The sequence below is a fragment of the Dolichospermum sp. LEGE 00240 genome, assembly GCF_015207875.1.
In the GTDB taxonomy this organism is placed as follows: Bacteria; Cyanobacteriota; Cyanobacteriia; order Cyanobacteriales; family Nostocaceae; genus Dolichospermum; species Dolichospermum gracile.
This window is the reverse complement of record NZ_JADEVZ010000004.1, coordinates 17,597-30,631: the sequence shown is the minus strand read 5'-3', so window position 1 is coordinate 30,631 and position 13,035 is coordinate 17,597. Positions and strand designations below refer to the sequence as shown.

At 39.9% G+C, this 13,035-nt stretch carries 10 protein-coding genes; 6 read left to right on the top strand and 4 right to left on the bottom strand.

What is annotated here, in order from left to right; translation table 11 throughout:
• Positions 1-241: 241 nt before the first annotated feature.
• A complete protein-coding gene (gene dnaA / locus IQ226_RS01900) occupies positions 242-1,654 on the bottom strand; it encodes a chromosomal replication initiator protein DnaA (RefSeq protein WP_193891413.1) in 1,413 nt (470 codons plus the stop codon).
• 129 nt (positions 1,655-1,783) lie between these two features.
• On the opposite strand from dnaA, the gene IQ226_RS01895 reads away from it, so the two are divergent.
• Both IQ226_RS01895 and def read left to right on the top strand, forming a co-directional pair.
• Positions 1,784-3,052 carry an HhoA/HhoB/HtrA family serine endopeptidase gene (locus IQ226_RS01895; protein ID WP_193891410.1) on the top strand — a complete coding sequence of 423 codons (1,269 nt, stop codon included), beginning with the start codon at positions 1,784-1,786 and terminating at the stop codon, positions 3,050-3,052.
• A 138-nt stretch (positions 3,053-3,190) separates the two neighbouring features.
• Positions 3,191-3,724, top strand: coding sequence for a peptide deformylase (gene def / locus IQ226_RS01890; RefSeq protein ID WP_193891613.1), 534 nt, complete (start codon positions 3,191-3,193; stop codon positions 3,722-3,724).
• A gap of 108 nt (positions 3,725-3,832) precedes the next feature.
• Here def and IQ226_RS01885 read toward each other — a convergent pair whose 3' ends face one another.
• Positions 3,833-4,738: a CoB--CoM heterodisulfide reductase iron-sulfur subunit B family protein gene (locus IQ226_RS01885; RefSeq protein WP_193891407.1), complete on the bottom strand. Its 906-nt coding sequence runs from the start codon at positions 4,736-4,738 to the stop codon at positions 3,833-3,835.
• A gap of 224 nt (positions 4,739-4,962) precedes the next feature.
• On the opposite strand from IQ226_RS01885, the gene acpP reads away from it, so the two are divergent.
• The 4 genes from acpP (at position 4,963) to IQ226_RS01865 (ending at position 10,171) form a co-directional block, all read left to right on the top strand.
• Entirely contained in the window at positions 4,963-5,214 is a 252-nt protein-coding gene (gene acpP / locus IQ226_RS01880) for an acyl carrier protein (RefSeq protein WP_193891404.1), read from the top strand.
• Between the two features lie 238 nt (positions 5,215-5,452).
• Positions 5,453-6,712 carry a beta-ketoacyl-ACP synthase II gene (gene fabF / locus IQ226_RS01875; RefSeq protein ID WP_193891401.1) on the top strand — a complete coding sequence of 420 codons (1,260 nt, stop codon included), beginning with the start codon at positions 5,453-5,455 and terminating at the stop codon, positions 6,710-6,712.
• Between the two features lie 398 nt (positions 6,713-7,110).
• Positions 7,111-9,123: a transketolase gene (tkt, locus tag IQ226_RS01870; protein ID WP_193891398.1), complete on the top strand. Its 2,013-nt coding sequence runs from the start codon at positions 7,111-7,113 to the stop codon at positions 9,121-9,123.
• An 82-nt stretch (positions 9,124-9,205) separates the two neighbouring features.
• Entirely contained in the window at positions 9,206-10,171 is a 966-nt protein-coding gene (locus IQ226_RS01865) for an AEC family transporter (RefSeq protein ID WP_193891395.1), read from the top strand.
• Positions 10,172-10,201: 30 nt separating this feature from the next.
• On the opposite strand, the gene IQ226_RS01860 is transcribed toward IQ226_RS01865, so the two are convergent.
• Positions 10,202-11,908, bottom strand: coding sequence for a serine/threonine-protein kinase (locus IQ226_RS01860; RefSeq protein ID WP_193891392.1), 1,707 nt, complete (start codon positions 11,906-11,908; stop codon positions 10,202-10,204).
• A gap of 166 nt (positions 11,909-12,074) precedes the next feature.
• Positions 12,075-12,911, bottom strand: a complete 837-nt coding sequence (locus IQ226_RS01855; RefSeq protein WP_193891389.1) for an alpha/beta fold hydrolase — start codon at positions 12,909-12,911, stop codon at positions 12,075-12,077.
• Positions 12,912-13,035 lie beyond the last annotated feature (124 nt).

Below are 13,035 nucleotides of genomic sequence, written 5' to 3'. Positions count from 1 at the left end.
AATACTCCTGATATAAAAAAACAAATGATCTGGATAGTTGCCTGTGGAAAAACTGTGGAAAAACTATCCTAAATTTTCCCAAAATCATCATACTTGATGAAACCGATAAATAATAAATTAAAGTTTTCCACAGGTTTGCTGCAAAAAATTGGATTTTGACCGCAATTTTAAATAAAAATTAATCATTTATTATATTTTTCTTAAAATTCGGACTTAATAGTGCAGATTTTCATGGGAAGAGTTAATTTTTTTGGTTGTGGAAAACATCAACAATATTCATTTTATTTTTGGTAGTAGCCATTTGGATGCGATCGCTCAATTGGTGTAAAGTTTGCATTAAACTCTGATCACTCTCCTTCAACTGAGTAATTTTCTCACAACTATACATCACCGTCGTATGATCTTTCCCCCCAAACTCCTCCCCTATCTTCGGTAAACTCAAATTCGTAAGTTGTCGCATTAAATACATTCCTATTTGCCTAGCCCAACTTATTTCTCGACGACGGGAATTACCCTTCAAATCCTCAATAGAAACATTCAAAGCATCTGCAACTATATTTAAAATTATCTCAGGAGTAGTTTCTATTTTCTGACTAGGAGTACCTAAAATCGGTGACAGATTTTCCACAGTCATAGGTAAACCCCAAATAGAAATATAAGCCAAAGCTCGAATTAACGCCCCCTCTAACTCACGGATATTAGAAGTACAATTAGAAGCAATATATTCAACTACCTCTCGTGGTAAACGAATATTTTCATACTCAGCTTTTTTTTGCAGAATTGCCATTCTCGTCTCTAAATCAGGCATTTGCACATCCGCAATTAGCCCCATAGAAAACCGTGAACACAACCTTTCTTGTAAACTGGGAATTTGATTAGGAGGACGGTCTGAAGCAATTACAACTTGCTTACCCGCCTCATGTAAAGTATTAAAAGTATGAAAAAATTCCTCTTGAGTATATTCCTTTCCCTCTAAAAACTGAATATCATCAACTAGCAGCATATCAGCAGCCCGATAATGTTCGCGGAAACTCTGCATACTATCTTGACGAATAGCAGTAATCAAATCATTTGTAAACTGCTCCGTAGACACATAAAATATCTTAGAATGGGGACAGATTTCCCAGCGATAATTACCAATAGCTTGCATTAAGTGAGTTTTCCCCAAACCCACACCACCACATAAAAATAACGGATTAAATTCCCTACCTGGATATTCTGCCACAGCTAGAGAAGCCGCATGAGCCATGCGATTATTAGCACCGACAACAAACCGGGAAAAAACATATTTAGAATTTAAATCTGAAGTCTTTTGCGAACTTATGGGAGCATTTGCCAAAGTATGATTTATTGCTGGTAATTTCCCTTCCACTTCCGGTTGATCAACATGAGCAACTTCCTTATCCTCAACTACAGTAATATAAATCTCTATGGGATAACCCACAATATCGTGGACTACGTTAGCAATAGTATTAATGTAATACTTCTGAAGCCAATTGCGAGCAAAAGGATTAGGAGCATATATTACCAAACAGTTATTTTCTAGCTGTTGTGCATAAGCTGTTTTAATCCAAGTTTCAAAGGTAGGAGGGGCTAACTCTAACTGTAAACGCTCTAATACACGATTCCATAAATCATCTATGGGAATTTCCATTCACACCACCTTTATCCGTAATTCATCATTCCTAATTTGTAATTACCCCTGTGTCATCTATAATCACTCTGATAAAAACCTGGTAGCTAATATTCTAGCACCCACTAACGAATACGGAGCAATAATCACATGATAAAGATTAATAATCATAACTTAGCAACACAAAATATTAATACTAGATTTTTAGGGCAAAACTTGGGAAATAAAAGTAAAAAATGGATTGTCGTATGTGGTGTAGCATTTTTTATGCTCGGAGGTTGCACGAATCTCAAAAAAACCACCACAGAAATCGAACCTAGTAGCAATGCACAACCACAAAAAACCACCGCACCTACCACAGAAATTGCTCCTCCCGCGATTTTTTCCTCTTCTGGAGATCCTAACTTTGTTGTTAAAGTAGTACAAAAGGTGGGAGGTGCAGTTGTTCGCATTGATTCAACGAGAACCGTCACAACTCAAGTTCCAGACGAATTTTCTGATCCCTTTTTTCGCGGATTTTTTGGGAATAGAATCCCCACACAACCCAGAGAACGAGTAGAAAGAGGTAGTGGTTCGGGATTTATCATTAATTCATCTGGGCAAATTTTAACTAATTCCCACGTTGTAGACGGTGCTGATTCGGTAACAGTTACTCTTAAAGATGGACGAACTTTTAAAGGTAAAGTATTAGGTGAAGATGCGGTGACAGATGTGGCAGTAATTCAAATTGAGGCCAATAATTTACCCAGTCTAGCTTTAGGTAAATCTGATACTTTACAACCAGGAGAAGCCGTGATTGCTATTGGTAATCCCTTGGGTTTAAATAATACTGTTACCTCTGGAATTATCAGTGCCACAGATCGTTCTAGTAGTGATATTGGCGCTAGTGATAAGCGTGTTGATTATCTGCAAACAGATGCAGCAATTAATCCTGGTAACTCCGGTGGACCCTTACTAAATGCTCGTGGTGAAGTGATTGGGATGAATACAGCAATTATTCAAGGCGCTCAAGGTTTAGGATTTGCCATTCCTATTAATACTGCCCAAAAAATCGCCGAGGAAATAATTGCCAAAGGTAGAGTCGATCATCCCTATTTGGGAATACAAATGGTGACATTAACACCTGAAGTTAAAGAAAAAATAGTTGCCAGATTTGGCGATAAAATAAATTTATCGGCAAATGAAGGAATTCTATTAGTGAGGATTGTTCCTAATTCACCCGCAGCTACCGCTGGATTACGTCCAGGAGATGTGATCAAAAGTATGAATAATCAACCTGTTTTGAAAGTTGATGAGGTGCAAAGAATAGTAGAAAATAGTAAGGTTGGCATTCCTTTACCAATGCAAGTAGAGCGTAATGGCAAAATTTCTCAATTCTTAGTTAAACCTGCACCTTTACCAGTTAACAAGGAAAATTGATATTTGGTCAGTTGTCCGTTGTCCGTTGTCCGTTGTCATTGGGAAAATTCTTCCTCCCCCTACTTCTCCTACTTCCCCTACTTCCCCTACTTCCCCTACTTCCCCTACTTCCCCTACTTCCCTGTTCCTCTTTTAAAAATGAATGAATTAGCACAAATTATTAAGTTAGGTAATCCGATATTACGACAAAAAGCTGTTGCGCTTGAGGATGTTCAAGATGAGAAAATTCAAAACCTCATTGATGAATTAATTACCTCAGTTGCTCAAGCTAATGGGGTGGGAATTGCTGCACCACAAATAGCAGCATCCTACCGTTTATTTATCGTCGCTTCCCGTCCTAATGCCAGATATCCCCATGCTCCAGAAATGCAACCAACAGCAATGATCAATCCCCGAATTGTTGCCAATTCTTTAGAAATGGTTAAAGATTGGGAAGGTTGTTTAAGTGTACCGGGAATTAGAGGTTTAGTTCCTAGATATCAAACAATTGTAGTTGAATATACAGACCGAAATGGCAATTTACAAAAACAAGAATTAACTGATTTTATTGCCAGAATTTTTCAACATGAATATGATCATCTCGAAGGGTTAGTATTTTTAGATCGGGTAGAAAATAAAGATGATTTAATTAGTGAGGAAGAATATCAGAAATCTGTAATTGGTAATGGGTAATTTTTTTATTCTTTTTTCTTCTTGGGTTCTGAATTTTGGGCGGGGAAACACAAGAATTTTGGGCGGGGAAACACAAGAATTTTGGGCGGGGAAACCCCGCCCCTACTGTCAGAATCCTAATTTTTCTAAGATGGGTTTTGTGGATACTATGTGTCGTTCTAAACCAAGTTCTTTGGGACTGACACCTAAAGCCAAAGCAATCAATTGGGGTAGGTGTAAGATTGGTAAACCTAACTTTTCACCAATTACCTTTTCTACTTCTGGTTGACGAGAATCTAAATTTAAATGACACAAAGGACATGGTGTAACGATACAATCAGCCCCATGAGCTAAAGCTTCTTGAAGATGATTTCCCGCCATTTGGAAAGATTCTGTTGTCGCGTAGCTAGATAAAGGCCAACCACAGCATTGAGTTCTGCCACGATAATATACAGGTGTCGCCCCTACTGCCCGAAATACATTTTCCATTGCTTCCGGTGCAAAAGGATCATCATAGGGCATGGATTTTTGAGCGCGGAGTAGATAACAGCCATAGAAAGCTGCACATTTTAATCCACTTAATTTTTTGGTGACTCGCTGGGTAATTTCTTCTAAACCATAATCTGCGACTAAAGCATAAAGAAGATGTTTAACTTCTGTACTCCCTTGGTAAGGGAAACAGCCTTCTTTTTGTAATAAGCCATTCACTTTCTGGAGATAGTCGGGGTTGGTTGACTGGCATTCTTTTAACCGTTCATCAACATGACCGATTACACCCTGACAAGTGCTGCAATGGGTGAGTAAGGGGAGATTTAATGATTCTGCTAGGGCGATATTTCTGGCGTTAACGCTATCTTCTAAGAGTTGGGAATCTTCTTTAAATGTCCCTGAACCACAGCAAGAGGCTTTTTTCAGTTCAACTAGTTCAATTCCCAAGGCTTGAGTGAGAGATTGGGTGGATATATACAGTTCTCGACAAGCTCCTTGAGCTACACAGCCTGGATAGTAAGCGTATTTTAGCGTTTTAGATAGCATAGAATTTATTAGGTTTAATGTTTTAGATGTAGTGGGTATTTATTGGCAGTTAATTGGGTTATTCAACTCTCTATCTCTGATTTTCAGGATCTCTCCAATATTCAATCCTCAGTTTTCATGATAGAACCTATACTCGGATTCACTCTTTCCGATAAGATGTATATGCCCAAAAAAACTTTGTGCATTTAGAGCAAATCATAGCAACTTGTTAAGGACTTTTATTTATGAGCCAAACAGAGACTTTTGAAAAAGTTAAAAAAATTGTCGCCGACCAACTCAGTGTAGATGCTGAAAAGATTACACCCCAATCTATTTTCATGGAGGATCTAGGCGCTGATTCCTTGGATACCGTTGAACTGGTGATGGCTTTGGAAGAAGAATTTGAGATAGAAATTCCTGATGAAGCTGCTGAAAAGATTGTATCTGTTCAAGACGCAGTAGATTACATAGACAAGCAAGTTGGTGCTTCATCATAAACAAGCTATGAATCGGTATGGCGGGTTTAAAGAGAAATTTTGAAGATATACGGATTAACTGGATAAACCCGCCGGTACATGAGTATTGAGTGTCTAAACTGTAAGTTTGACTGCGAGAAAAACCCCAAAAGTCATAATATTGAGCAAATAGTATACTCTTAACTAAGGATACTTAACTCGGAACTCAGCACTCTTAATTGTTTCCCCCTGCTGCTTTTTCGCCATATTTAATGTAATCATGACAGACTATAAACGTAATCGCGTTGTTGTAACAGGTGTGGGTGCGATTACACCTATTGGTAACACATCTGCTGAATATTGGGAAGGACTATTAAGCGGACGCAATGGAATTGACTATATTACCGCTTTTGATGCGTCTAAACATAGTTGCCGCATTGCCGGTGAAGTCAAGAATTTTGATCCAGAGAGTTATTTAGAGCGCAAAGAAGCCAAGCGGATGGATCGGTTTGCCCAATTGGGTGTATCGGCAGCTATTCAAGCGGTTGCAGATGCAGGTTTGGTGATTAATGATCTCAATGCCGAACAAGTTGGTGTGATCATTGGTTCGGGCATTGGTGGGATTAAGGTTTTAGAAGACCAGCAAACTATTTACTTAGATCCTAAGCGGGGTCCTAGTCGTTGTAGTCCGTTCATGATTCCCATGATGATTGCCAATATGGCAGCAGGATTAACAGCAATTCATACGGGTGCGAAGGGTCCGAATTCTTGTTCTGTAACGGCTTGTGCTGCTGGTTCTAATTCTATCGGCGATGCTTTTCGTCAGATTCAAGGGGGATATGCCAAGGCGATGATTTGCGGAGGTTGTGAGGCGGCGGTTACACCTTTGTCAGTGGCGGGGTTTGCGGCTGCTCGCGCTTTATCAACTCGCAATGATGATCCAGCCCACGCTTGTCGTCCTTTTGATCGAGATCGGGATGGCTTTGTGATGGGTGAGGGGGCAGGAATTTTAATTCTTGAAGAATTAGAACACGCCATTAGTCGTGATGCTAAGATTTATGGGGAAATGGTGGGTTATGGGATGACCTGTGATGCTTATCACATGACTTCGCCTGTTCCTGGTGGTTTAGGTGCAGCTAGAGCGATCGCCTTAGCTTTAAAAGATGGGGATTTGACACCAGAAATGGTTAGTTATATCAATGCCCATGGAACTAGTACAGAGGCTAATGATAAAAATGAAACCGCTGCGATTAAGAAAGCTTTGGGGGATTATGCGTATAAGATAGCTATTAGTTCTACTAAATCTATGACGGGACATCTGTTAGGTGGTTCTGGTGGGATTGAAGCTGTAGCGACGGTTTTGGCGATCGCTCATAACAAAATTCCCCCCACCATCAATATCGAAAATCTTGATCCTGAATGTGACCTAGATTATGTCCCTCATAAAAGTCGTGATCAGGTAGTCGAGGTGGCTTTATCTAATTCTTTCGGCTTTGGTGGTCATAATGTTACCCTGGCATTCAAGAAGTTTACGCCCTAGTGATTGGCAAGGGAGCAGGGGGCAGAGGAGCAGAGGAGCAGAGGAGTAGAGGAGCAGAAGAGAAAATTATCCAATGACCAATGACCAATGACCAATGACCAATGACCAATGACCAATGACCTCCTGCCGTAATTTTGTTACTGGTTGGCTTTTTAGAAGTGAACCTGTGGCAAGTATGATAGATATAATTCTTGGCTGAACCGTTAGTATGGCTTATGCCACACTTTGGGAACAGCAAGACCAAATTATCGGCTGTATTCATCACCAAAAACTCAGAACATCCCTCTTGTCCATTGACAATTAAGAATGGGATGATGGGGAAAGTGGGATCACTTGATAATGAACCCAGCAAGAAAAAGCTAAAAAGAGTCCTAACCCGTCGTTAACAATAAGAGATTATGGCTGTTGCAACCCAATCCATCCAAGAACTTTGTATTAATTCGATCCGCTTTTTGGCTGTAGATGCCATAGAAAAATCTAAATCGGGACACCCTGGACTACCGATGGGCGCGGCTCCAATGGCTTTTGTGCTTTGGGATAGCTTCATGCGCTATAACCCCAAAAATCCCCAGTGGTTCAACCGCGATCGCTTTGTTTTGTCCGCCGGTCATGGTTCAATGTTGCAGTATGCTCTACTGTATCTGACAGGTTACGATAGCGTTACCATAGACGACATCAAGCAATTTCGTCAATGGGGTGCTAAGACCCCAGGCCACCCCGAAAACTTTGTTACACCCGGTGTAGAAGTGACAACAGGACCTTTGGGTCAAGGAATTGCCAATGCAGTGGGTTTAGCCGTAGCAGAAGCACACCTAGCTGCTAAGTTCAACAAACCAGATGCCAAGATAGTTGATCATTATACTTATGTACTTCTGGGTGATGGTTGCAACATGGAAGGGATTTCTGGTGAAGCGGCTTCCATTGCTGGACATTGGGGATTGGGTAAACTGATTGCTCTTTATGACGACAACCACATCTCCATTGATGGTTCTACAGATGTAGCTTTTACCGAAGATGTTTCCAAACGGTTTGAATCTTACGGTTGGCACGTTATCCATGTTAAAGATGGTAACACCGACTTAGCCGGAATTGCCAAAGCGATCGCTGACGCAAAAGCTGTCACTGACAAACCCACCATGATTAAGGTGACAACCACCATTGGTTATGGTTCTCCTAACAAACAAGATACTGCCGGTATTCACGGTGCGGCTTTGGGTCCAGAAGAAACCATTGCCACCCGCAAAAACTTAGGTTGGGAATATGATGCCTTTGTAGTTCCTGAAGATGCCCTTAACCATACCCGTAAGGCTGTTGAACGCGGTGCTAGTTACGAATCTGAATGGAACAAGGTTTATGCTGACTACAAAGCTAAATACCCCCAAGAAGCGGCGGAATTTGACCGTTTCATTAGCGGCAAATTACCAGACGGTTGGGATCAAGTATTACCTACCTACACCACTGAAGACAAAGCATTACCTACCCGTAAACACTCAGAAACCTGCCTGAATAAACTAGGAGCGGTTTTACCAGAATTAATTGGTGGTTCTGCTGACTTAACCCACTCCAACCTCACCGAACTCAAAGGTGCTGGAGACTTCCAAAAAGGACATTTCGCCAACCGCAACATCCACTTTGGGGTGCGGGAACACGCTATGGGTGCGATTTGTAATGGTATGGCGTTGCACAACTCAGGTTTAATTCCCTACGGTGCGACCTTCCTCATCTTCACAGATTATATGCGGGCTGCCATTCGTTTGGCTGCTCTCTCTGAAGCCGGTTCAATTTGGGTCATGACACACGACTCCATTGGTCAAGGTGAAGATGGTCCTACTCACCAACCCATTGAAACCCTTGCTTCTTTGCGTGCTATTCCTGATTTAACCGTAATTCGTCCCGCTGACGGAAACGAATGCTCTGGAGCTTATAAAGTCGCAATTGAGAAGTCCAAAGCACACGCTTCTACCTTATTGGCGTTCACTCGTCAAAACGTTCCTAACTTGGCAGGTACATCCATTGCAGGTGTAGCTAAGGGTGGATATACAATTGTTGATTGCCAAGGTACACCCGATATCATCTTGATTGGTACTGGTTCAGAAGTCAGCCTCTGTGTAAGTGCAGCAGAAAAATTAACTGCGGTCGGGAAGAAAGTTCGTGTTGTTTCTATGCCTTCTTCTACCTTGTTTGATACACAAGATGCAGCTTATAGAGAATCTATTCTTCCTAAAGATGTTACTAAGCGTCTATCTGTAGAAGCTGCTAGTAGCTTCGGTTGGCACAAATATGTTGGCAGCGAAGGCGACACCGTAAGTATTGATACTTTTGGTGCTTCTGCTCCTGGTGGTATTTGTTTGGAGAAGTTTGGCTTCACTGTTGATAATGTTTTAGCTAAAGCCAAAGCATTGTTAGGTTAATCTTCACGGCATATTTTCTAATTTTGTGAGGTGGGCTGAACAAGCTCACCTTTTTTATGGAAAAATTACCAGCCACTTCACCATGATTGAAACCCTATTTAAAGCCTACACTTCTCTATTTATTTGGATAGGGTTAGGACTAGTATTATCTCGCTTTACCCCCAATAATTTCGCCAAGTTACTAGGACAGTCACTATACTGGGTGGGAGTGCCACTACAATTGCTAGTATTAGCGCGTCATACCAACTCATCTATTGGTGGACTTATTCCAGGAATAGGAGTAGGCGTTTTGCTACTGAGTCTGGTGCTAGCATTGTTAATTTGGTGGCTTTGGCAATCGTTAACAAGTAGTAAAAGCCAGCCAGCACAGGACAAGATAGAAGTGTCAGACTCCCTAAAGCGGGCAAGTTTGGGCAGTTTTATTTTAGCAACCATTTTAGGGAATACAGGTTTTGTGGGACTGACACTTACACAGGTCCTAACCAGCCCAGAAAATAACGATTGGGCGGTATTATTCAGCGTCACAAATAACGTTGTCGGTACTTATGGAATTGCTGTTTTAATTGCCAGCTATTTTGGACAGAGAGAAACCGAAAATCATTGGTGGATACAATTACGAGATATAGCTACTGTTCCTAGTTTGTGGACGTTTTTTATGGGCTTAAATACCCAATTTGTAGAATTACCTGCGATGATTGAGTCAGGTTTAGAACAAGCTGTTTGGGTAGTTATTGCCTTTGCTTTATTGCTGGTTGGTTTGCGACTAGGAACAATCAAAGAATATAAAAATTTGGATATTGCCTTAATTGCCAGTATTCTTAAAGTTTTGGTTGTCCCTTTACTGGTAGGATTAGCTGCGACTTTCTTGGGTATAATTGGCGAACAGCGTTTAATATTGGTACTAATGTCAGGAACACCCACAGGGCTTTCTGTGCTGATTTTAGCGGAAGTTTATGACTTAGATCGCAACTTGTTAGCCAGTAGTATTGCTTTAAGTTTTATCGGGTTATTTTTCGCACTACCCGTATGGTTGATTTGGTTTGGTTAAATCTCTAAAACCACATCTGCGGAATGTGGATTATAAATTACTAGGTACTGTTTTAAATTTATCTATTGAACCTAGAGAATAATCCTCTAATTTAAAATCAGCAAAAGGCTTTTTCTCTAATCTATCTCTTAAGGCTTCATCCAATATTACCCCTTCAGCTTGTTTTTTGACACCAATGATAATAATACTGCGTTGATAAGCTGTTGAATCAAGACTTACTTGACAATCTTTTCTCTGAAATTGTCCCAAATTTAATAAGCGATAACCTTTAACACTGGGTGTGTTACTAAATATCTTTTTTGCTAATAATTGGATTTGTTTAGAACGTTCTAAGGCGCGGCTTTGTTCGGCGGTAATATCACCCTCACAAGAAGCTGTTCCTACAGAAATAATTTCGCTGGGATTTTCCATAATTTTCTGGATTCCTTCTTGTTCTAAATTAAATTGTAAGGAATCAAGGGTCATAATTTGATCATTATATTTAATTTGATAAGTGCTGCCTAATTGCCATTTGTATTCTACTGATAAAACCGCAATATTAAATTCGGCAATTCTCCCTTGACTATCTTTTCCTTCTTCATAGGGAAAATAATCAACTTTGCCTTGTTTAACTGGTGCTTGTCCATAGTCAGGAGGTAAAGCCGCAAATTTGGTATTTCTAAATGCTAATGATACCCACCAAAGTAGTAATAAAGAAACTATTAAAGCGGTGAACCAGGATAATAATGGTAATTTTTTAGGTTGTTTTTGCGGGGTAATAATGGTATTATTGGTAGTTGGGTTATTAATTATTTCTGTTTTTCCTAACCCGCCAATATTCACGGTTGTGGAGGTATTTCTCGGAAGGTTATCTTCAATTTCTGTTAATTTTCTGGAAATTTCTTCAGCATTGCTAGGACGTTGATTGACTGCTGTTGACATTAACCAATCAATGCAATCTAATAATAATGGAGAAACATGATTGGCATGATGTCGCCATTGTAAAATATCTAAATGAGGATCATATAATTGTTCGGGGGGAAATCCTGTTAATAAAAATACAAATGTCCGTCCTAAAGCAAAGAAATCTGATTGGGGTATGGCTTGTCCTCGCATTTGTTCTGGGGGACTATAACCTGATGATGAAATTGCTGTCATTCCCCCACCATTGGCTAAATAGGTTCTGGTAATTTCTCTGGCTGTACCAAAGTCAATTAATACTAATTGTCCATCTGGACGAATCATGATATTTGATGGTTTAATATCTCTATGTAGATATTGTTGGTTATGAACTAAATCTAATATTTCTAATAGTTGTTTTAACCAGACTATGGCTTGGGCTTCAGAAATGGGACGGTTTTGTTGTTGTTTTAACCATTGTTCTAAATTTGGGCCTTCAATTTTTTCCATTACCATACAGTGCAAGATGAGATTATTTCTGGTTTGATAGGGAAAATAACCTTCTGTTTGCGGAATCCCTGGATGATTTAGTTGTTGTAAAATGTTGGCTTCTTGTTGAAATAGTGCTAAGGCTTTACTATCATTTGTTAATTCTTCTTTGAGGACTTTGAGGATTTTTGGGGTGTCTTGTTGGTAGGCTTCGTAAACTTTGCCAAATCCAGTTTTATCACTCAATAAACGTAATACTCGATAACGTCCTGTCAATTCCAATTGAGAACCACAACTTTGACAAAAACGGTTTTTGTCATTATCTGGATGGTTAGGTTGAGGACAAACTGGATTAATGCAAAGGCTCATAATAGGGAATAGGGAATAGGGAATAGGGAATAGGGAATAGGGAATAGGGAATAGGGAATAGGGAATAGGGAATAGGGAATAGAAAATAGGGAATAGGGAAATAAGGGTAAATATGTATCTTTAATTTTGCTTTCTACCAATTACCAATTACCAATTTGAAATTATCTTATGTTTGTGATGCTAGAAAAGTGGCGACTGTTTGATTAAATTCTGTGGGGTTGGTTAAAAATGGCCAATGATTTCCGGGAACTTGACACAGACTTAAGTTTTTGAGGTTGGTTCTGTAGGGTTGAATTTGCCAGTTTTGGCGGTTTACACCTTTTTCTGGTTGTATAAAGAGGGCAGGTGTGTCAATTGGGTGAATAAAACCTGGTACTGCCATGACCGCATCAAAAATGCCATCACGGGCGGCTATGGTAAATTTGCTACCCCAAGTCCCGTTGGGTTTTTGTTCAATTGCGGCTTGAAAAACTTGCTGTTGCAAAGGACTCCAATTTTGATATTGACTGAGTTGTTTAATTTTTTGTTCAGCTTCTTGGTAACTGGTAAAGGGTCCCATACTTTTGAGGAAAGGTAAGATGCGATACAAGAGAGGAAATGTGATTTTTAGGAAACTGGGCATTTTCCAGATAAAAATGGGATCTACTAAGGTGATACTTTTTAATCTGGTTGGGTTCTGTCTAGCCCAAATAGCGGCTAATTTCCCTGTCCAGGAGTGGCTGACGATATGAGCCGCAGACCATCCTAGTTTATCCATTAATGCTTCCAAATCAGCGATCGCACTGCCAAAGCTATAATCTTGTTCTGGCTTACTACTCTCACCATGACCACGCATATCTGGCGCAACTATATGGTAATTTGCTGCTAAATAATCTCCCAAACTAGACCAAACCAAGGCATGATCAGCCATACCATGTAATAACAGTAATGGTTCTTGACCTTGACTCCATTCTAAATAAGAAAGTTGAATATCAGATGTTGATAGAGTTTGACGTACAGGCATGATTTTGTCAATCTTTTCCAGGACAGGGTAACAGGGAATTTTACCAGAAAAATCACTTTTTTGGGATTAATTTTTAATTTTGATAATTGTACTGATTAGTACGAATTAATGGAACTAATAAATG

Coding starts and splice junctions, on each gene's coding strand:
- dnaA (WP_193891413.1), bottom strand. CDS start 1,654: ATGGAAATTCCCATAGATGATTTATGGAATCGTGTATTAGAGCGTTTA.
- IQ226_RS01895 (WP_193891410.1), top strand. CDS start 1,784: ATGATAAAGATTAATAATCATAACTTAGCAACACAAAATATTAATACT.
- def (WP_193891613.1), top strand. CDS start 3,191: ATGAATGAATTAGCACAAATTATTAAGTTAGGTAATCCGATATTACGA.
- IQ226_RS01885 (WP_193891407.1), bottom strand. CDS start 4,738: ATGCTATCTAAAACGCTAAAATACGCTTACTATCCAGGCTGTGTAGCT.
- acpP (WP_193891404.1), top strand. CDS start 4,963: ATGAGCCAAACAGAGACTTTTGAAAAAGTTAAAAAAATTGTCGCCGAC.
- fabF (WP_193891401.1), top strand. CDS start 5,453: ATGACAGACTATAAACGTAATCGCGTTGTTGTAACAGGTGTGGGTGCG.
- tkt (WP_193891398.1), top strand. CDS start 7,111: ATGGCTGTTGCAACCCAATCCATCCAAGAACTTTGTATTAATTCGATC.
- IQ226_RS01865 (WP_193891395.1), top strand. CDS start 9,206: ATGATTGAAACCCTATTTAAAGCCTACACTTCTCTATTTATTTGGATA.
- IQ226_RS01860 (WP_193891392.1), bottom strand. CDS start 11,908: ATGAGCCTTTGCATTAATCCAGTTTGTCCTCAACCTAACCATCCAGAT.
- IQ226_RS01855 (WP_193891389.1), bottom strand. CDS start 12,911: ATGCCTGTACGTCAAACTCTATCAACATCTGATATTCAACTTTCTTAT.